The 22,278-nt window shown below is 48.1% G+C and carries 11 protein-coding genes; 6 read left to right on the top strand and 5 right to left on the bottom strand.

The window, feature by feature from the left end; genetic code table 11:
• Nucleotides 1-141: 141 nt before the first annotated feature.
• Nucleotides 142-1,563, bottom strand: a complete 1,422-nt coding sequence (locus SFV55_RS18115; RefSeq protein WP_320030948.1) for a sulfatase-like hydrolase/transferase — start codon at nt 1,561-1,563, stop codon at nt 142-144.
• Between the two features lie 107 nt (nt 1,564-1,670).
• Here SFV55_RS18115 and SFV55_RS18110 point away from each other — a divergent pair, with 107 nt between their 5' ends.
• The 6 genes from SFV55_RS18110 (at nt 1,671) to SFV55_RS18085 (ending at nt 11,779) form a co-directional block, all read left to right on the top strand.
• Nucleotides 1,671-3,992 carry a PDZ domain-containing protein gene (locus SFV55_RS18110; RefSeq protein ID WP_320030947.1) on the top strand — a complete coding sequence of 774 codons (2,322 nt, stop codon included), beginning with the start codon at nt 1,671-1,673 and terminating at the stop codon, nt 3,990-3,992.
• Nucleotides 3,993-4,148: 156 nt separating this feature from the next.
• Nucleotides 4,149-6,749 (top strand): GH116 family glycosyl-hydrolase, encoded by a 2,601-nt coding sequence (locus SFV55_RS18105; RefSeq protein ID WP_320030946.1) that lies wholly within the window; start codon nt 4,149-4,151, stop codon nt 6,747-6,749.
• Between the two features lie 139 nt (nt 6,750-6,888).
• A complete protein-coding gene (locus tag SFV55_RS18100; RefSeq protein ID WP_320030945.1) occupies nt 6,889-8,316 on the top strand; it encodes a Gfo/Idh/MocA family protein in 1,428 nt (475 codons plus the stop codon).
• 104 nt (nt 8,317-8,420) lie between these two features.
• Nucleotides 8,421-9,380 carry a ThuA domain-containing protein gene (locus SFV55_RS18095; RefSeq protein WP_320030944.1) on the top strand — a complete coding sequence of 320 codons (960 nt, stop codon included), beginning with the start codon at nt 8,421-8,423 and terminating at the stop codon, nt 9,378-9,380.
• Between the two features lie 74 nt (nt 9,381-9,454).
• Nucleotides 9,455-10,729, top strand: a complete 1,275-nt coding sequence (locus SFV55_RS18090; RefSeq protein WP_320030943.1) for a DUF1080 domain-containing protein — start codon at nt 9,455-9,457, stop codon at nt 10,727-10,729.
• Nucleotides 10,730-10,735: 6 nt separating this feature from the next.
• Nucleotides 10,736-11,779 carry an aldo/keto reductase gene (locus tag SFV55_RS18085; protein WP_320030942.1) on the top strand — a complete coding sequence of 348 codons (1,044 nt, stop codon included), beginning with the start codon at nt 10,736-10,738 and terminating at the stop codon, nt 11,777-11,779.
• 175 nt (nt 11,780-11,954) lie between these two features.
• Here the strand turns inward: SFV55_RS18085 and SFV55_RS18080 are convergent, their stop codons facing one another.
• From SFV55_RS18080 to SFV55_RS18065, 4 genes are all read right to left on the bottom strand, one after another.
• Entirely contained in the window at nt 11,955-12,782 is an 828-nt protein-coding gene (locus SFV55_RS18080) for a DUF4846 domain-containing protein (protein ID WP_320030941.1), read from the bottom strand.
• A 25-nt stretch (nt 12,783-12,807) separates the two neighbouring features.
• Nucleotides 12,808-13,767: a PorP/SprF family type IX secretion system membrane protein gene (locus SFV55_RS18075; protein ID WP_320030940.1), complete on the bottom strand. Its 960-nt coding sequence runs from the start codon at nt 13,765-13,767 to the stop codon at nt 12,808-12,810.
• A 46-nt stretch (nt 13,768-13,813) separates the two neighbouring features.
• The gene (locus SFV55_RS18070; protein WP_320030939.1) at nt 13,814-18,880 is read right to left on the bottom strand and encodes a gliding motility-associated C-terminal domain-containing protein; all 5,067 of its coding nucleotides are present in this window, start codon (nt 18,878-18,880) and stop codon (nt 13,814-13,816) included.
• 83 nt (nt 18,881-18,963) lie between these two features.
• The gene (locus tag SFV55_RS18065) at nt 18,964-21,918 is read right to left on the bottom strand and encodes a caspase family protein (RefSeq protein ID WP_320030938.1); all 2,955 of its coding nucleotides are present in this window, start codon (nt 21,916-21,918) and stop codon (nt 18,964-18,966) included.
• Nucleotides 21,919-22,278 lie beyond the last annotated feature (360 nt).

The following is a 22,278-nucleotide window of genomic DNA, read 5'->3' as shown; positions in this document are numbered from 1 at the left end:
TCTCACAAATTAAGGCACGAACTTCGTTCGTGTTAGGAGCACAAACGCAAGTTTGTGCCTTAATTTGTGAAAATTTGTGTCATTTGTGGCTAAAAAATTATTCGCACTTCGCCGAAGGCGAAGTCATAAACTATTACCCTTTTATTTCAGCATCTTCCCCCAGTTGGGCAGGGTTAAATCCAGGTTGTCATGGTAAAAAGCCATTTCCGCCTTTAAGGTCTCTGTCAACGTGGCCAACCTGGCTTGGTGTTTTTTATCCATAGCCAGGTTTTTGGTTTCCCAGGGGTCTTTTTTGAGGTTGAACAGTTGTTGGTGTTCAATGCCTTTGACATTGTACTTGATCAATTTCCAATCGTCATGGGTCCGCACCGCCAGTTGAATGTCCCGGTATTTGTAATAGATGTTTTGCCGAAAAATGGCTTGGGGATTTCGGATGGCTTCCAATAAATTTTTGCCTTCACTCGAAACAGGTTTTTCGATGCCGAGAAAGCTACAAACCGTAGGGAAAATATCTGACAAGTAGCACAAGGCATCCGTTTTTTGGTTTTTGGGGACCCCAGGTCCAACCATTACCAGGGGCACCCTCATGCTGTGTTCATACACACTTTGTTTGCCTACCAGGCCATGTGAGCCCACCGCCAGGCCATTGTCGCCCGCAAAAATAATCAGGGTATTGTCGTACTGTCCATTGGTTTTGAGGGTTTGGATGATCCGCCCAATTTGAGCGTCGACCTCCGAGATCATACCGTAATAGATCGCCAGTTCCTTCTTGATCATTTCCGGGGTGCGCACTTTAGGCAACAGTTGCTCGTCCCGGACCTCCATTTCCCCATTGTCAAAAGGGTGCTGGGGTAAGAAGTTTTTGGGTAAGGGAATTTTATTGGGGTCATACATTTTGTCGTAAGGTGCTGGCGGAGTGCGTGGATCATGAGGTGAAGTAAAAGCCACATAGGCAAAAAACGGCTGCTGGCTTTGTTTGTTTTGGTTCAAATAAGCGACAGCAGCATCGGCATAAAGGGTGCTCGAGAACTTTTCCGCGCTCCATTGCGCTGATTTTGGGTATTGGCCACTGGGGTCGTAATGGTACAGGTTAGCATGTTCATGGCCGCCTTCATCAGGAAAATGCATGCCGCCAAAAAAGATATTGTCCGCCTCATCAAATGCCCGAAAATGAGCAGCTTTGTCATTGTGCCATTTGCCGGTGGCAAAGGTTTTGTAGCCGAATTTTTTCAAATGTTCGGGCATCATGGTGTGATCTGTTGGGATTACATCGGCACCGCCGGGTAAACTATTGAGGTAACGTCCTGTCAAGATTCCTGCCCGGCTCACCACGCATAAAGCACCGTGTTTCCCCCCCAAACAACTTGCTCTGCTAAAGGTCGTCCCATTTTTTACCAACTCATCCATATGTGGGGTTTTGACCACTTTGTTGCCCAATGCGCCTAAGGCATGGTAAGTGTGGTCATCGGTAAACAGGATGAGGATATTGGGCTTGGTGCTTTGCGCCTGTATTTCAGCGTAAAGGCTCAAGCAAATAAACAAGCATTTAAAAACAGCTTTCATGATGGTAGTTTAGGCCAAAAAAAATAAAACCAAGAAAGGAACTTCCTCAAACCTAGTATAAAAATGCCAAAAAACTTATTTTACCAGCCGTCCTGAAACAACTACCAATGAAAAAATTGCTCTGCATTCTATTTTTTTGCTGCGTCAATAGCCTTGTTTTTGCCCAAAGTGTAATTTATGTCTCTCCACAAGGTAATGACCAGGCTACAGGCACTTTAAAAACACCAGTTGCGACCTTAGATCGTGCGCTTTCACTTGCCCAAAAAGCCACTACGAATAGCCCGCAAATTCAACTTCTGCCAGGCACCCATTACCTCAAACAAACCATTCAAATCAATGCCAAACAATGGGCCGGAAAAAGCCTGCACATCTCCGCCTCCCCAGCTGGGCGAGCGACCTTGAGCGGCGGCAAAAGAGTTCGGCTGCAATGGCAAAAAGCTGGAGAGAATTTGTGGAAAGCCCATTTGGATAACCCCGCCTTTGAGCAACTCTTTGTCAATGACCAACAGCAGATTTTGGCGCGTTACCCCAACTACACCGATACCGTGCGGGTATTCAATGGTTTTGCTGTCGATGCCCTTGCACCCGAGCGGATCAAACGTTGGGGCAATCCCGCTGGCGGCTTTGTACATGCCATGCACGCCGGGCAATGGGGTGGTTTTCAGTACCGCATTCTGGGCAAAAAAGGAGATGAACTACAACTGGAAGGAGGTTGGCAAAACAACCGCCCATCAGCGATGCACAACAAATACCGTTTTGTGGAAAACATCTTTGAAGAACTGGACGCTCCTGGTGAATGGTATTTCAATGTAGCCGAAAAAACACTCTATTTTTTTCCACCTGCTGGAGTAAATCTGCCCCAGGCGAAAATCGAAATCTCCCAGCTCAAACACTTAATCGAGCTCAAAGGTCAGGATGATTTACCCCTCCAAAATGTCCACATCAGCGGCATACATTTCGTCCATGCCGAGCGCACTTTTATGGAAAAATATGAACCCCTCTTACGCAGTGATTGGTGCATTTATCGGGGGGCGGCCGTGCTTTTTGAAAATACACAAAACTGTAGCCTGAACGATTGTACTTTCAAGCAGCTGGGTGGAAACGCCGTTTTTATAAGCCGTTACAACCTAAATGCGGTCATTCGGGGCTGCCATTTTTTCGACATTGGGGCCAGCGCCATTTGTTTGGTGGGCGATACCTCCGCCGTACGCTCTGTGCCCAATCGCTACGAAAAAGTAACCCCAGTGGAAAAAATGGACTACGTGCCTGGGCCTAAAAATCGGCATTACCCTCGCCAATGCCTGGTCGAAGACAACCTCATTCACCACATTGGGCAGGTGGAGAAACAAGTAGCGGGTGTACAAATCCAGGTTGCTACTCAGATTACCATTCGACACAACAGCATTTATCAGGTGCCACGGGCCGCAATCAACGTGGGTGATGGTGCTTTTGGTGGGCACCTCATCGAGTACAACGACGCATTTGAAACCGTGCTCGAAACCAGCGACCACGGGGCTTTTAACTCCTGGGGCCGCGATCGGTACTGGCATTTCAACAAGCAAAATGATATGGATATGGCCTTGCTGGATGCTCAATACACCACCATCATCCGCAACAACCGCTTCCGCTGCGACCATGGTTGGGATGTCGACCTCGACGATGGCAGTTCCAATTACCACATTTACAACAATGTTTTCCTGAAGGGCGGATTAAAGCTGCGCGAAGGTTATTTTCGGGTGGCTGAAAACAATGTTTTTGTCAATAATTCCCTGCATCCTCATGTATGGTTTCCCAACAGTGGTGATGTGATCCAACGCAATGTGTTCATGCGGGCTTATTTCCCGATCGGGGTGGATGACTGGGGAAAAACCATCGATTACAACTTTTTCAGCAATGCTTCTTATCTGGCCAAGGCAAGAAGCAAGGGGACGGACTCAGCTAGTGTAGCCGGAGAGCTCTTGTTTGTTGATCCCGTTACAGCTGATTTCAGGCTACAAGCGGGCTCAAAAGCTTTTGACATTGGTTTTGAAAATTTTCCCATGGATCAGTTTGGGGTACAAAAACCGGCTTTGAAAAAAATCGCAGCTCAGCCCCGTATTCCGGAACTCCTGTTTATTGCCGATGAAAAGACGACAAAAGAAGTTAATTGGCTCCAGGCCAAAGTCAAATCGGTCAATGGCCTGGGGGAACGTTCGGCTTATGGTTTGCCGGATGAAAATGGAGTGATTGTGCTGGAACTGTCGCCAAAATCTCCGTTGGCCAGAGCGGGACTGCAAAAAGGCGACGTGATCCGCAAAGCCAATGGAGAGGTAGTAACCCATGTGGAGGCGCTGCAATTGATCTATGAAAAGGTGTTGTGGACGGGAAAATTGTCGGTGCAGGTGGTGCGGAATCAGGCGGAATTGGGCTTGGTGGTGGATTTGGAATAGGATAAGGACCAGCTTCGCTGGTTTTTCATTTTCACCACCTTAGAAACCTTAGGCACCTTAGGGAAACCTCAGAGATTTGCTGTTACAAATTAAGCAAGCTCCGCAAATAATCAGGGAGTCTTTTTAACTTTAAGACCTACATACCTAACCTACATCATGAAGCAGACCTTTCAACAAGCGCTCTTGTTTTGCCTCTTCAGCCCATGGTTCATTGGCAAGCCCCAGGCCCAAACCAATCCCTGGCCAGTGCTCAAACATTACGACGAACAACACTTATTGAACGTTGCCCTGCCCTTGGGAGGTATCGGCACGGGCACCGTTTCCCTTGGCGGTCGAGGCGAATTGCGTGATTGGGAGATCATGAACAAACCTGGAAAAGGTTTTAGTACGCTTTCTGATGGCAACCAGGCACCGTTTTTTGCGGTGTACGTACGTCCGGAGGGCAAAGCCCCGATGACCAAAGCCTTGCTTGGGCCACTACATCCCAGTGAATACCAGCACTACGAAGGCCGTCCGGTCAATCACCACGGGATGCCCCGCTTTAAAACTGCATCTTTTGACGCTGCTTATCCCTTCGGGCAAGTGAATCTCAAAGATGACAAATTGCCGATCCAGGTCAAAATCAAAGGGTTCAACCCGCTGATACCCGGCGATGCCGCAGCCAGTAGCATCCCCATGGCGATCCTCCAATATGAGGTACAAAACACCGGAAATGTGCCGATTGAAGTGGCTATATGTGGAACGATGCGCAACTTCATCGGTATCGACGGCAGCAAACAAGGCAAAAACTGGAAAGGCGACCTCACTTACACTGGCGCCAAAGCCAATCAAAATGAGTATCGCCAGAGCCCACATGTGCGTGGCATTTATATGTACAGCAATGGAGTTGATCCGCAAGATCCCGCCTGGGGAACCATTGCGCTTACCACCCCCGAGCAGGAAGGCATTTCCTGGCGCCGCTCCTCCACACCCAATGACTGGGAAAATTCAATTCTCGATTTTTGGGATGATTTTAGCGCAGATGGAGCCTTGACAGATAAAGAGAAGCTGGTGGACGACAATCCCATGGCCTCGCTGGCCGTCAAAAAACGAATTCCGGCTGGTGGGAGCATCAGTTTTACGTTTTACTTGAGCTGGCATTTTCCCAATCGACTCGACTGGAACAACGCCTGGAGCTTTGGTTACCGAGGCAAGGTGATTGGCAATCATTATACCAACATGTACAAAGATGCCTGGGATGTAGTGGAGAAAGAAACACCCCGTTTGCCCAAGCTGGAGGAAAAAACCCTGGCGTTTGTCCAGGCTTTTTTGCAGAGCGATTTGCCTGAAGTTGTGAAAGAGGCTGCCTTGTTCAACCTTTCCACCTTGCGCTCTCAAACCGTTTTTCGCCTTCCTTCCGGCCACCTGATGGGCTGGGAAGGAGTGATGAATGAAGCGGGCTCTTGTTATGGCAATTGTACCCACGTATGGAATTACGAAACCGCCTCTGCCTTCTTGTACGGTGACCTGGCGCGCTCCATGCGGGAGGTCGAGCTGGTGTACGGCACCAAAGACAATGGCAAAATGATGAACCGGGTCAGTTTACCCCTCGAAGCCAACTTCAACATCGACCACGTAGCCGCCGCAGACGGTCAAATGGGTTCCATCATGCGCTTTTACCGGGAATGGCAACTTTCTGGCGATCTGGAATGGCTCAAAAAACACTGGCCGAAAGTCAAAAAAGCCATGAGTTATGCCTGGATTCCCGGTGGTTGGGATGCCAATCAGGACGGTGTACAGGAAGGCCGCCAGCACAACACGATGGATGTTGACTACTTTGGCCCCAATCCCCAAATGCAATTCTGGTATTTTGGTGCGCTCAAAGCCAGTGCCGCCATGGCCCGGGCAATGAATGAACCCCAATTTGCAGCCCAATGTGAACAAATCTGGGCTAAGGGCAGCAAATGGGTGGACGAAAACCTCTTCAACGGTGAATATTACGAGCACAAAATCACCGACCCCAAAACCTTCCAATTCCTCAACACCAGCGATCCGGCGACTGAAATTCCCACTTTCCAATTGGGGCAGGGTTGTTTGGTCGATCAATTGGCCGGGCAATACATGGCGCATGTTTGTGGCCTGGGTTATTTGGCCAAAAAAGAAAACATCCAAACCACCCTCCGCAGCATCATGAAATACAATTACGTGGAAGGTTTTAATGAAATTTTTAACAACATGCGGTCTTATGTGATGGATCAGGAAGCGGGGTTGATTATGGCGAGTTGGCCCAAAGGGCGGCTCAAAGTTCCCTTTCCCTATTTCGCAGAATCCATGTCTGGTTTTGAATATTGTGCTGCCGTAGGCATGCTTTACGAGGGCATGCAAGAACCCGGATTGAAATGTATCCAAAGCATCCGCGACCGTTTTGACGGGCAAAAACGCAATCCATTTGACGAACCAGAATGTGGGCACCATTACGCCCGGGCGATGGCGAGTTGGTCGGCGGTACTGGCTTTGACAGGTTTTCAGTATTCTGGCATCGGCAAATCCTTGCAGCTGAGCCAAAAGGAAGGGCAATTTTTTTGGTCAAATGGTTACAGTTGGGGAACGTATCGGGTGCAAAAAAAGGGCGACATAGTCGAGCTGCGCTTGAGTGTCTTACACGGAGATTTAGCTTTGAATAAAATCACCCTGGAGGGTTTGCTGCCCCACGAGTTCAAAAAAACGCTCATGCTGGAGGAGGATGGGCAAGTGGGTATAATTTTTAAAGGGAGGTAGGCGGTCCCATTTGATGCTTTGGGAAATTCTTTGCTTGTTCGCCTTCCCAAAAAATGCTTTATTTTCAGCCAATACTAAGAAAAAAAACAAGTTTTGGCTGAAAATGTGTCTTAATTTTCAGCCACAAAACCTTAACCACATGCACAATCGCAGAAATTTCCTCAAAAACATCACCTGGGGCGCTGGGTTCGCCTCCCTGGGGTTGCCACAATTGGTGCAAGCCAAGCCAGTTTCCAATGCTGAACAGACTGATGCTCCAATGTTGGATGCGGGCAAACAACAATTTAACATGTGTGGCTTTGCCGCTCCAAAACTCGATAAAGTACGCATCGGTTTCATCGGGCTCGGCAACCGTGGCCCTGGTGCCGTTAGCCGCATGAGTCGCATCGAAGGCGTGGAAATTGTGGCCTTGTGCGACAAAGATCCCAAACGCGCCAGTAAAGCCCAGTCCATCGTAGAAAAAGCTGGCCGCCCCAAAGCCCGGGAATACAGCGGCAATGACGGCTGGAAGGCCATGTGCGAAAGTGCTGACATCGACCTGGTGTACATCGCTACCCCCTGGAGTATGCATACACCTATGGCCGTATACGCTATGCAGCAAGGTAAACACACCGCCACTGAAGTACCTGCCGCCAAAACCATCGACGAATGTTGGCAACTGGTGGAAACTTCCGAAAAGACCAAGCGGCATTGTATGATGTTGGAAAACTGTTGTTACGACTTCTTTGAACAACTGACCTTAAATATGGTGCGCAATGGCCTATTTGGTGAGCTTGTCCACGCGGAAGGTGCCTACATCCACAACCTGTTGGAAATGAACTTCAACAAGAGTTCTTATGCCGATATGTGGCGCCTCAAGGAAAACTTGCGCAATGGCAACCTCTACCCTACCCACGGCCTTGGCCCAATTGCCCAATGCCTTGACATCAACCGGGGCGACCGTTTTGACCACCTGGTAGCCATTTCCAGCAACGATTTCCAGATGGGCAAAATGGCTCAGGAAAAAGCCAGCACTGATGCCTTTTATCAGGAATATGTAGGCAAAAGCTTTCGGGGCAACATGAACACCACCATCATCCGTACCCAGAAAGGCAAAACGGTGATGTTGCAACACGACGTGACCTCTACCCGACCCTACTCCCGCATCCACGTGCTAAGTGGCACCAAAGGGGTAGCGCAAAAATGGCCCAATCCTGTCAAAATCGCGTTAGGAGAGGAATGGTTGAACGAACGGGAGATGCAGGATTTGGAGGCAAAATTCAGCACACCATTGGTGAAACACATTGGTGAAATCGCCAAAAAAGTGGGTGGCCACGGGGGTATGGACTTCATTATGGATTGGCGTTTGATCGATTGTTTGCGCAATGGTTTGCCACTGGATCAAGATGTATACGATGCGGCCAGCTGGAGCGCAGTGGCCCCCTTAAGCGAACAATCGGTGGCGAAACGGGGTAAATCGATCGACGTCCCTGATTTCACCCGTGGTGCCTGGCAACAAAACAAACAGGTGAGTTTGACGCTGGATGGCGGGGCGACCACCGAGGTGCGGGCGGTCGCTAAGGGATAAATTCTAAGATGAATTCCTAAGATGCCCTTAGATGTCTTAGGAATTCATCTTAGAAATACTAGCTTTTCCCTATTTTTACACAAACAACAAAAACATTAGATCCAATGTACAAAAAGCAAGTCCTGCTGAGCTTTTGCCTTCTCCTCTTAGGCAGCACTATTTTTGCTCAAAAAACCATCAAGACGCTGATTGTGGATGGCCAAAACAACCACAACCAATGGGCCAAAATCAGTTTCATGATGAAAAAATACCTGGAAGAAACCGGAAAGTTTTCGGTTGATGTACAACGCAGCTATTACACCTGGAACGGCGGAGAGTACATTCAGCAATACCCCATTCCCGGTTTGCGCAAAACGGTGGAATTGACAAAATCACGGCCAGATTCCAGTTACCTCATCGATTTTTCCAAATATGATCTCGTGATCTGTAATTTTGGCTGGAATGCAGCTCCCTGGCCCGATGCGACACAAGCTAATTTCGATGCCTTTATGAAAAAAGGGGGCGGCCTGGTGGTCATTCACGCTGCAGACAACTCTTTTCCAAACTGGCCAGCTTACAACCAAATGATTGGTCTGGGCGGTTGGGGTGATCGCACGGAAAAAGATGGTCCTTATGTGTATTACGATGACAAAGGCCAATTGGTGCGGGACATGGCTCCCGGGCGGGCAGGTTCCCATGGTGCCCAAACCGAATTCCTGATCACCGTGCGCGATAGCAAACATCCCATCACCAAAGGGATGCCCCTGAATTGGCTGCACAGCAAGGATGAAATGTACGATCGACTACGTGGCCCTGCCGAAAACATGCAGGTTTTGGCTACTGCGTTTTCTCCAAAAACCAACCGGGGCACCGATCGCCACGAACCCATGTTGATGACCATCAAATATGGCAAAGGCCGGGTTTTCCATACCCCACTTGGCCATGCCGATTACTCCGTTGAGTGTGTGGGATTCATCACCTGTTTGCAACGTGGGGCGCAGTGGGCAGCTACGGGTAAAGTGACGATTCCCATTCCAGCTGATTTCCCTACGGAGAAAGAGTTGAAAGTCAGAAAATTCGAATAAAAGAGCTACAATCCAAACTACTGTCCTGTACAACTAATAACCAACCTAGCTTTGTTCACATTTAACCTCAACAAATGAAAAAAATATACTTCTTTTGGGGTGTTATGATCCCCCTGGGGTTGCTCCTCAGCAGTAGCAGTCGGCCTATTGTGAGTCAATCCTCTGGTGCCTGGATGCAACTCATCAATGGAAAAGACATGAGTGGTTGGAAAGCCAGTGAGAACAAAGAAACCTGGTCGGTAACTCCCGAAGGTTATTTGCAGGCAGTAGGCAAACGCTCGCATCTGTTTTACGAAGGGGAATACCTCAATGGCGCATTCAAAAATTTCGAATTCGAAGCTCAGGTGCGGACCTTTAAGCTGGCCAACTCAGGCATTTATTTCCATACCAAGTACCAGGAATCTGGCTGGCCCAGCCAGGGTATCGAAATCCAGGTAAACAACTCCCATATTGGAGAAGGAGACTACATCGAACTCAAACGAATGGGCAGCCTTTACGGAGTGCGCAATGTGTACAAAACCTTCGCTAAGGACGATGAGTGGATAACCGTAAAAGCAAGAGTAGAAAATGACCGGGTGCAGATTTGGGTGAATGACATCAAAACTGTGGATTACATTCAGTCAGAGCGCCGAATGGGTGGCATTAAAAAACTGTCATCGGGTACTTTTTGCTTGCAAGGGCATGACCCCAATAGCAAAATGCAATACCGCAGTTTTAAAGTCCGCCGCTTGCCTGATGCGGCCAGTTCGAATCTTGCACCCCTCACTTACGCGCCATGGCAGGACAGCCTGCTCAAATATCAGGGACAGCAATTTGCCTTTATTGATTTGAACCCACGTACCAGTTTATCCCCACAGGATTTGGCCAAGTACGTATATTCCACAGGTATCAATGTAGCACTACTCAAAAACCCTAAAACGGCTAAAGAACTATCCGAGGCTAAAAAACTGCCACTTTTTACGGGAATCAAAGTCAATGCCGACAATTTGGCTCAATTAAAGACCACCACTGCCGACTACATCATTGGAGAAAGTACGGGAATTGAGTCAGCTCGTGCTTTGTTAAACAGCCAAAAAATAAATGTTTGGTCGGACAAAGGACAAGACTTGAGCACCGATCAGGCAGACGCTCTACTGGACCTGGCCAAACAGAACAAGGTAGCCATTGAAATAGACAATGTCAGCAAGACACCTTCTTTGGCTGTGTTGCGTAAAGCCAAAGCCAAGGGTTGTAAGTTTGCCTTTGCTGGGTTGGTTCCCGCAGATAAATTAAACCTGTCCCTGTATGTCTTGGAGGCAATCAGGGGTGCAAAATTGACTTATAAGGATCAGTATGTCCCAAAATGGTAATGAAAAATGGAATATCGAGCATTAGGAAGAAGTAATGTACAAGTAAGCAAAATTTGCCTGGGCACCATGACCTGGGGCCAGCAAAACACCGAGGCGGAAGCACATGAACAAATGGATTACGCTCTGGAGCAAGGCATCAATTTTTTTGATACCGCCGAGTTGTATGCCGTACCACCACGCCCGGAGAACAATGGCTTGACTGAAGTATACATTGGTTCCTGGTTTAAAAAATCCAAAAAACGCGAGGAGGTGATTTTGGCCACCAAAATTGCCGGCCCTCGTGCCGACCTCAGTTTTATCCGCAATCACGATTTGGAGTATGGCAAGGCCCAGATTCATCTGGCACTGGAAGGCAGCTTGAGGCGTTTACAAAGCGATTACATTGATCTTTACCAACTCCATTGGCCTCAACGCAAAACCAATACCTTTGGCAAGTTGGGCTATCGCCATGATCCTGATGATGACTGGGAGGACAACTGCCTGGAAGTACTGGAAATCATGGATGGACTAGTCAAGGCAGGAAAAATCCGTTATTTCGGATTGTCCAATGAAACGCCCTGGGGTTTGATGCACTTCATCCGTTTGGCCGAAAAGCACAACTTGCCTGTTCCGGTAAGTGTGCAAAATCCGTACAGCTTGCTTAATCGCTCCTTCGAAGTGGGACTGGCCGAGTGTGCCATCCGGGAGAACTGCGGCCTTTTGGCTTATTCGCCTCTGGCCTTTGGATTGTTATCTGGAAAGTTTCACAAAAAGACGGATACCCCTAATAATCGGATCAATCAGTTTAAGGGTTTATCGCGGTACAATGGCGCCTTGTCCTGGACAGCTACCGAAAAATACCTGGCCCTGGCTGAGCAACATGGATTGACCCTGGTGGAAATGGCTCTGGCTTTTGTGACCCAGCAAACTTTCACCACTTCGAACATCATCGGAGCAACCACGATGTCCCAATTGAAAGAAAACATCAAAACGGCGGAGCTGGTGTTGTCAGATGAGGTATTGGCGGAGATTGATCGGATCCAGGTGGAGATTCCGAATCCGGCGCCTTGATCAGTAACTCAAAAAGGAAACCTGAATATTGGTAATTTTCATCATTGCTAAGGTGATTCCTTTAGTGCCTAAGGTTTCTTAGGTGGTGAAAGAATGCCCTGCTTCGCAGGTTTTTTTCTTTTTACCACCTAAGAAATTGTAGAAACCATAGACCCACCTCAGGATGAATCTTTCCTCAAAACCTCCGCAAATTCCCCTTGACGAAATCCCATTCCGGTGTCACCACTGCCTCCCCACCCGTATTTGCACTGTACCAGGGACTCAACTTAGGATCATTGAGATTTTGCAAAATATGAATGTCTTGTGCAGGCATGTAGCTTTGGGCCAATAGGAACAGTTTTTCGCCCGTTTTGGGATTTTGTGCCATATCCACCACAATCACGGCATGGCCAGGGCTGCCGCCACGGATCAGCACGTCTCCAATGGTCATTTCATTGTATTTGACGGGCTTGAGTTCCTTTTCCAGGGATAAGGTACCCGCATAGCTGTACACCATATCCAGGTAGCTGCGGAAGGTTTTGTAGGTTCCATCCACTGTCCCCTTCTTGTACCAACTCACCTGATTGCCACTTACTTTGACGCGGTAACCTTCCCGCCATTTGGTGTAGGTACAATTGAACCCATTGGTGAAATTGAAGTGAATATCCGCGTAGCGTTTTTGTGCAAAGAGGTATTCAGCCCGCAGGCGCATCACTGCATCGGCGCATTGTTGCAGGTCGCGGTTGCCTACATCAATGTCCATTACTGCGACGTGGACCTGATTGAGTTTGGGTAAACCATTGTACAAAAAAACGCCAGTACCAGCGGGTTTGAGGGTGATTTTGCGCAAAAAGGCTGCAAAACTACCAGGTCCAGCAGCAACTCGTTCAAAACCATTTGGTACTTGGACCCGGGATTCTACTGTGGTCCCTGCTGCTTGAATAAAAGCCGAGTTTTTCTGGCAAGCAGCAAAATTTAGTGCACTCAAGCAGCACAGCAAAATGAGGTATTGTTTTTTGTACATAGGTCGATTGTGAATTACAATTTAATCATTTCCACCAGGAATACAACAAATGGACTTCAAAGGCACCGCCGAAATAGCGGGGCAATGGTTCAACCAGCGGTAGATCATATGCTAGTCCAATTTTAAATTGCCCATTTTCAATGCGCACCTGTTCTCCTAGCACAAAGCCGGTTTCTAGCCGCGCTGATCCGGTTAATTTTTGCCCAAAGGCACCACCAACGCCAAGTCCGGCCCAATACAATTCGCTGATCTGCAAGCGGGCGTTGAGGTCTACACTGATTGGAGCATTGGGTACATAGCGCAACCACCCTGAAGTTTCAAGAAAGGAGGTACTGTTGCCCAAAAAGGTATCAAAATATTTCCCGGCCACTGCGTAAACGTGCGGCAAACGTTTGACATCATAGCGGCCATTTTCCGAAACAAAGCGGGTATCCAGGCCAAACACTTGAGGAATAGACACTCCCAGATAATATTGGTCTTCTTCGTAAAAAAAAGCCCCCAATGAAAAATCGGGATACATCAAATTGTCGTCGATTCCAGGGCGGTTGGCAAGATCAGGGAAGTCAATTTCGCTCAATTTCGCACCGTATTGTACCAAACCAGCTCCCAGGCCAATAACCAGCGCCCGGTCGGTCCGTCCGCCCATATCAAGGATGTAGGCGTAATTGCCGTAAAACCCAGTTTGGCCCAATTTCCCAGTGCGGTCATTGATGACGTGAGCGCCAAAAACGGCATTGCGATCCTCCAAAACCATTTCAAAATTGAGGATTTGGGTTTGAGGTGCATCATTGACATTGAGCCAATTGCGGCGATAGGCCCCACCTACCGTAAAATTCAACTCGTTGATGATGTAGTTATTGGACAGGGCAGCGGGGTTGATCACGTTCCATTGGTCGCGGTAAATGGTAAAATTAGGGAGTTGTTGAGCGCTAATCTGAATGGCGCTCAACAACAATATGCCGATGAATAGGTGTTTGATTTTCATGACCTTGGGTTTTTAGGATACGGTATAAGGCTAAATGCTTTAATTCCTAGGGGTTTTCTTTTTTGAATAAATAAATCGCTCCGGTTTGGGGTTTGCCCACCAGTTTGCCATCGTCATAAGCTCGGATGACATAATAATAAGCTCCGGGGGGCAAAAACGGACCATTGTCTCCCGATCGGCCCCTCCAGGGCGCATCGTTATCATAATCGTTGTTGCGGTATACAATATCACCCCAGCGATTGGTGATTACAATGTCGACCGAGCTAAAGCCCTGCAATCCCCGGATTTGTAAAGTTCCATTGGGGCCAGGATCCTCCAGTACCATTCCTTCGGTGGGTTTGGGCAGGTTGAACACCTCCATGGTCACCATGGCCGAATCACAGGGGCTGGCACATTTTGAAGCTTCATTACACACCGTGTAGGTGAAGGTCAATACTCCCCTAAAATCACTCTCAGCGGTATACCGGAAACTTTTATTCCCTGGTACGTATTCAAAAACGCCCATACTTGGTGCACCAGACCAGGAAATACTGGTATCCTGAAGTCCGGTCAGGTTGTCGTTGAGCAGGATATTCATGGCCGCAATGTCCTGGGCTCGTTCGATGGTGTATTTGTCATCTACCAATTGGGGACCTTTTTCCAAAAATACCGTCACCGTATCAGAGGCAGCCTGAATACATTTACCAATCGCGATGCGCCACACAAAACGATTGGCCCCGATTTGTAAGTTTTGTGCTGTTGCATTCGGTGAGTTGGCATTTTGAATGGAGGTACGGGTTGACAAATCAAACCAAGTAGCTTTGCCCGATTGAGGAGCCTGCGCTTTCAGGGTAATGCTATTGCCTTGACAAAGGGTCGTATCTCTTCCGGCACTAAAGCTATTGGGAGGCAAGGAGACCACATCTACAATAACGGGCCCAAAAACGCTGGAACGGCACCCCGCTGAATCCCTCAAGGCAGAATATTCTCCGGAAAATGTACTGCTGTTGGCCTTTAACTTGAGCGAGGGTGTGGTTGAAGTCAATTCTTCTCCATTGGGCAATTGCCAAATGTACAGTACATTAGGCCCCTGAAAGAGGTCATCGGCGCGCAAAGTGAAAGTTTCATTGCCACAAACCGTATCCGGCGCCACAATTCCATAAAGAGGTTTGGGCATTCTGCTGCCTGCCTTCAGGGTTGCGGAGTAGTTGCCAGTACAGCCATTGGCGTCAATTACGGTTACGCTGTAGGTTCCCTCGTTGAGCTCGGTCAGATTGGCTGAAGTTTGGCCATTGCTCCAGGCATAAAAATAAGGCATGGTTCCGCCAACTACCGTCAAACTGATTGAGCCTGACTCTGCCCCTGCACAACCCAAGTCAGTTGCAATTCCAGAAACACTTAGTCCGGTGCAATTGTCACCACTTACCGCCCCAGAACGAACCACGCTGCAGCCGTTGGCATCTTCAACGGTAACGGTATACACCCCAGAAGCCAAACCAGTAATTGCAGCGGTAGTAGCCCCTGTATTCCAGGTAAAGCGATAAGGTCCGGTTCCCCCACTTGCGGTTGCTGTAGCCGTCCCATTGCGGGCATTTGGACTGGTTTCGCGAGTAAAGGTAGCATTGGCTTGCAAGGCTGAGGGTTCGGTAATGCTCATATTTTGGGCGCGGGTACATTGGTTGGCATCGGTGATGGTCAGGCTATAATTGCCTGCGGCGAGGGCAGTAATGCTGCTGCTTGTGGCTCCATTGCTCCAACGGTAGGCGTAGGGTGCCACACCTCCCCCTGCAGTGGCTAAAGCCTGGCCCTGGTTTTGGCCATTACAGCGCAAATTAGTGGGCACTATGCTCAGGGTCAGGGCTGGTGGTACGGTGATAGTAGCGCTCGCACTTTCTTTACAGTTTGCCGAATTGGTCACCGTTACGGAGTAAGTTCCCGCAGCCAGGTTATTAATAGCCGATGTGGTGGCACCATTGCTCCAATTGAATAAATGAACTCCAGTTCCAGTAAAGGTGACCGAGGCCTGACCATTGCTCTGACCATTACAAAGGATATTGGTCGTATTGATTTGAGGATTGATCCGAGCAGTAGTGTTGACTCTTTTGCTGTCATTGACCACACATCCTGCAGCATCGGTGACCGTCAAGCCAAAATCCCCGGGAGCCAAATTGCTCAAAGCCGATGTTGTCGCACCATTGCTCCAGGCGTAGCGGTAAGGACTGGTTCCGCCACTGACCTGAGCGGTAGCCCGGCCGGTATTGGTTTCGTTGCAGGGTATGTCGGAGGTATTTAAAACCAGCACTAGAGCAGTTGGTTGGGTGACACTTACACTGGTATTGACCTGGCAGGCGCGACTGTCGCTTACCGTCACACCATAAGTGTTCGCAGCCAGGTTGCTGATGGCTGAAGTAGTTGCCCCATTGCTCCAGGCATAAGAATAAGGCACTGTACCTCCGACAGCTATGACTTGAGCACTACCCGTAGCAGTCCCATTACAATTGACATTGGTTGCAGTAGCGTTCACTTGAAGCTGGGTAGGTGCAATCAATACGATGCTGTCCTTTTGGGTACAAAGCAGGGCATCCGTCACGGTCAGCACATATTTTCCAGCAGCCAGATTCGAAATACTGGAAGTGGTTGCCCCGGTGCTCCAGATGTAAGTGTAAGCCGGACTACCTCCGCCGACCGTCACACTTGCCTGGCCATTGTTTTGTCCAAAACAAGCAGGGTTGTTTGAACTGATTTTCGTACTTATTGCCGGGTTTTCCAAGATTTTCACCATAGCCGTGTCTCCACAACCCGACTGATCCGTTACGGTTACTCCGTAAGTACCAGCGGGAAGATTGAATAATTCAGCCTGAGTAGATCCATTTGACCAATTGTAAGCATAGGGTGCCTTACCTCCGGTTGTGTTGGTCGTAATTAGCCCAGTTTTTTGCCCAAAACAATCGATGTTGATGGACTTGGTGGTGATGGCTAACCCAGCACTAGGCGCATTGAGGACAAAGGGAAATGTAGCTTTGCATCCACTAACATTGGTCACCGTCAGGTTGTACCTTCCAGCACTAAGATTGCTGATGGATGAAGTAGTTGCACTCGTACTCCATAAAAAAGTATGGGTTCCAGGGCTACCTACCGTCACTGTGGCGGTACCATTGTTCTGGCCAAAACAGGCAGGATCGGTGGTGTTTACTTTGGCACTGATTGGTGAAGGATCCTTCAGGGTGAATATTCGGGTTTCGGAACAACGGTTAGCATCCGTGACTGCAACTTTGTAATCGCCGGCTGCAAGGTTGGTACGATTAGCTGTAGTGGCACCATTCTCCCAAAAAAAGGTGTAGGGAGAAATTCCCCCGCTTATTTTTAACTCAATCGAACCATTGGCTTCCCCTACACATTTGGGTTGAACTACATTGGAGTCAATTTTTAGGGTAGGGGTTTCTATGACCGAAATGGTCCCTGTTTTTTGACATTTGTTCTGATCGCTTATGGTGACCAGGTAATTGCCTGGACCTAGATTACTAATACTGGAGGTGGTAGCTCCTGTTGACCAAATGTAGGAATAAGGCGATATTCCACCAGTAACCGTTGCCTGTGCCGTACCATTTTTTGCCCCTGGGCAAACTGTATCATTGCCATTAAGTAACAAATTGATGGCCGAGGGTTGGGTAAGAGTGACAGAGGCTGTTTTGGTGCAATTGTTCTGGTCTGTAACGGTGAGGGTGTAGGCTCCTGCAACCAGAGAAGTGATGGCAGAGGTGGTAGCCCCATTGCTCCAGCGGTAGGTATATGGGCCAACACCACCAGTGACAGCGGCATTGATCAATCCCGATTTTTCTCCGTTACACGCCACATTGACGCTGCTGGGCGTAATGACGATGGCCGTTGGTTGAAGAATATTGACCGATTGGATCGACCGACAACCCGCAGCATCACTGGCAGTAACCGTATACGTCCCCGCTTTAAGGTTGCTTATGGTGGCTGTGGTGGCACCATTGCTCCAGGAAAAGGTGATGCCCTGGTTGAGTCCGCCGCTGGTACTTACAGTAGCTGAACCATTGGTCCCCCCGTTGCAGGTGACGTTACTGGACTTGATACTGGCTGAAAAATTAGCGCAGACATCTGCTACAGTCCGACAAGCTGAAAATTCAGAGGTATTGCTGCTTTGGGTCATAGTGGCTGTGACCAAATCACCAGCGCTCAAACCCGAAGTGATCGTAAGGTTCCAGGAACCAAAAGTATTGGTCGTAACCGATCCTATGAAAGTTCCACCCTGACATGGGGCATTGGGGCAATTGCTATTGTTGACTTTAAAAACCTCTACTGTTGACCCAGCGGGTGCAGTACCGGTAACCTGAGTTGTCGTTGCGTTCGAAATAGAGGGGGTAGTGATCGTTGCGAGGCGTTCAATCCCAATTTTGGTGTTGCAAAAAATGCTATTCCTACTGATGATTACATTTCGGGCTGTACCAACCTCAATGCCATTTGAACTATAGGCGATGAAATTGTTGGAGATAGTCCCCGTAGGTGTTCCCGTGGTTCCTGCAAAAGTTTCGACATCAATCCCCACATTGGTATTTGAAAGGTTATTACCACTTTTGTCTACTCCAATGTAATTGTTGCTGATGGTGAAAGAGCCAACGCTTCGGGCCACGGAAATCCCAACCAGATTGTCAAAAATCTGACAGGAACTGATATCATGACCGTTTCCAGTACTGAGAGTCAGGCCGTTGGCAAAGTTGGCAGTGGCAAAGTTGCGGAGGGTTAACCCATTGACCTTTACATTATTGGCAGCAAGTACCAGGCCTTGGCCCTGACCCAAAGATCCATCAATAACGATATTGTCGGTACTCCCGTCAATATGAGCATTGGCTTTGGTGACGGTGGGAAAAGGAGCATTGGTGATGGGTTGAATGATGTGGGGCCCGGCGCCAGTAATGTTGAACTGGATGATGTTAAGGGCAGAAACGTTGTTCATACAGTTGATGGCCCAGGGTAAACTACCGTTGACTCCGGTTCCTCCGGTTGTACGGGTTACGGTGATGGGGTTTACAGTTGGACAGGCCACCTGGGCAAGCAAGGTGGAACTACACCAAAAAAGTAAAGCAAAAAGTAAGATTTGGGATTTTCTCATGGGTAGTCGGTGTAATTTTGTTGTCCTTTCTTCTCCGGAACCTCGGCTTCGCTCAGTGACCAGAGAAGAGAGGACAACAAAAGCTATTTTTGAATGTAATAAAGCGGCATCGCCCGATCCAGCTGGTCTTCCGGCATAAAGGGGGCCTGGCTGGTGGGGGCATTGGGGATCACAGATTTCACCAATTGAGGAACGCGGCGTTGTAGAAAATCGTACAATTCCCCCAGGTTAATGATGCGATCCCTATTCACATCAGCGTTGTAGGAACCTCTAGCGTCACTAAGCGTTTTATCAGCAAATGCTTCCAGCATAGCCTCCGTAAATGCACCATTTTCCCAGCTCTGAGCCTCGTAAGATTTTTCGTCAGCTTTGCAGGAAGAAAGTGTGCTCACTCCGGGTTGAGTCTTCGCTAAGTCGATCACAGCTTTGCTCAACCCTCCAAACCCTTCTTTAGCACCTCCACTATGGCAGGCATCCAAAAAGATGAGTTTTTTACAACTCAGGCGATTGAGTACATCGAGCACTTCTTTTTTGTAATCAATGGAAACGTCTTCGTATTTAGGATTGTAGCCGGTTTGTAGAATCCTGAACTGATTTTCAAAAATTTTCCCATGCGAAGAGATAAATACAATCACCACATCGTTGGCCGTAATCAATCCATCTTTCCACATGTAACTCAGGTCGAACATAGCCTGCTTGATTCCGGTTAAATTGGTGGTTTCGGGAGTAGTAATTTCCTGGACATGGACATTGGGATAGAGTTTGTCTACACCTCCTTGATCCCGGAAAGCCTCAGCAAAATCCTTAGCATCCTTGGAGGTATACATCAAGTCGTTGTGAACCGGGCCAATCGACAAAATAAAGAGGTTGGACCGCTGAGGAGCATAATCTACTTCAATGTATGAAGACACCTTTCCGTCGACCACCACCTCCAGGCGGTTTTTCCCCAGAATTAGCGGGACTTTATTCCGGTAGGTGTAGGAATAATAGGTAGTATCTCGCTTGGGTGCCGACAAGTCTTGTTCATTGAATTTGGACCCTTCCATTTCCACCCCATTCATTCGAATTTTAAAGTCTTTAGGCTGAAGGCTCTTGTCATGCAAGACGTTCATTTTGAACTCCATCTGATTGGTGGTCTTTTTGATCTTGTTGCCTACTTCATTGGGATCTGGATCCGTCCAGATCATAATGGGTCCGTCGCCACCTACTCCACCCCGGCGGTCTTCCAGGGTTTTGCGGATTTTTTCAACACCATTTTCCTTGACAATACACACGATTTTTACAGAAGGGCCAGTAAATTGAGCCGTTTTGGTAAACAAAAAATCTACTTGTCGTTTGGCCCGGGCGGCGACAGGTCCGATGGCATTGCTTGCTGAGGCACTAGGTTTGATTCCAGCTGGATACTGAAAGGTAATGTCGGTTGAGCCAGAATTGGCATCACCGGAATTTTCCAATACAACCCGCAAGGTCAGTTCATCCGAACGCGTGCTGGAGAAAAAATTGTGATCGGCAATTTGCAGGTTTGCGGGCAAGGGTACCCGGGTCACAATTTTTACATCCTGATCGGTGAGGTATTTATCTCCTGCTGATACTTTTACATTAAAGCTGTGTTCTCCATTGGCGATGTCTTTACTTCGAACAGGAATCCGAACCATTTTGCCAGCCCGCTCATTGCCAAGCTGGCCCAGATAATTAACCGTCCAGTATTCCAGCCGGGAAGCACCCATTTTATCTTCAATTTCTACCTTGAGGTCGGACAAATTCGCACCTGACTTGTTGTTCAAGCGAAAGCTCAAATAAGCGTTTTCATTTCTTTGGATGCTTTGATTGTCCATGGAATTCAGCTTAAGCTCAACAATCTCTACAGCATTCTGGTCCCGAACCCCAACTATCGGAGGATTGTCTTCATCTTCAAGGGGTAAACGCCCAACGAAGGCACCCTGGGGGCTTTTTCCGGCGACTACCACACTGCCGTCGTGGAGAAGGGTGGCCGTTTCCCAGGATTCATTGTTCCCATTGCCCCAATAAAAGAAGGACTTCAAAGTGCCATCTCCGGTAGCTTTAATCCCTACTGCTTTTGCATCCCGGGCGCCAGAGCGATAGGAATTGGAAGAACCAAAAAGCCCAAAGGCCCCGTTGTTGTATTGCAGCACTGTAGCAGCAAGGTCAAAATCCCTTTTGCCCAGGGCTTTGTCCCACAGGAGGCTGCCATCTTTTCCTATTTTTAACAACCAGGCGTCGGCGTCTCCTGCCCCTTTTGATTTGGTCAATCCGGCCATGGCATAATTGCCATCATTTGTGTTGATCAAATCAAGTGCTTCATCGTATTTAGCCTCCTGGTAAACCTGAGACCAGACGATTGCGCCACGTGCATCGACCTTTGCCAGGTAAACATTATCTCCTTTACGGGTATTTCCACTGAATAAAGCGCCTCCGTCGTTGGAAAGCACCAGGCCACTGGGTATGCCATATTCGTCTTTGCCGAATTGTTTTTCCCAAATCATTTCGTACTTAAGGCTCAATTTGATCATCCAGGCATCGCCATCTTTCTGGTCATTTTTAAACCCAGCCAAAACCATTGCTGAGCCATCCGGTAAAATTTCGACCTGCCGCAGTTCATCCTTACCCACTCCTCCGATGCTTTTCTCGTCAATTTTCCGGCCTTTTTCATCAATCAAAAGTATCCAGCCATCGTGGCCACCTTTGCCAATTGACTCGGTGTAACCAACCAAAAGAAAGAATCCCTGTGGGGTTGGCGCGATATCGTAAATGACATCATCCTTGGTACCACCAAAGCGAACTTCTTTAACCAGCGCTCCGGTACTGTAATTGAGGATGGAGACCAGTCCATCTTTCCCGCCCTGGGACTGCGCACTGCTTTCACCCACTGCAATAACCGAACCGTTACCTGCTTCAATGACCCGGTGAAATACATCTCCAGCTCCTCCGAAATTTTTGAACCAAAGGGGTTTAATGTCTTGTGCAAAAGAACTGATTGATAATAAAACACTACCAAGCAGTACGATAAACTTGTTCATTTTGGAAAATATTTAGGCAAAATAGTGGAGCAAAATGAGCACTTTTTTTTACCGCCCCTCCTTGCCGACTTGTTGGGAAAATAGTAGTGCAAAACAAATCCACGTGCTAGATTTTTGTTGATCAGGTTTCAACAGACTGTGCGGGAACTTTCTTTCAGCGTTCGAATAAATCACAGTGCAAAGGAAATACCATTTGCTTTAAAAGGCTGGGTAAATCTAATACTTTCTGTGGATTTTTGAATACCCTGGTTCCGCAAAGTATGAGGCAAATAATTACTTCATGATTTTTTTTGAAGCTTTTGAATAGAAAGCTCACTTGAAATGAAACGTTCGACTTTCTATTTAAAAGCCAAAATCGGG

The sequence above is a fragment of the Haliscomenobacter sp. genome, from assembly GCF_033763495.1.
Classification (GTDB): domain Bacteria; phylum Bacteroidota; class Bacteroidia; order Chitinophagales; family Saprospiraceae; genus Haliscomenobacter.
The sequence above is the reverse complement of the archived record's forward strand: the minus strand, read 5'-3'. Positions and strand labels throughout refer to the sequence as shown.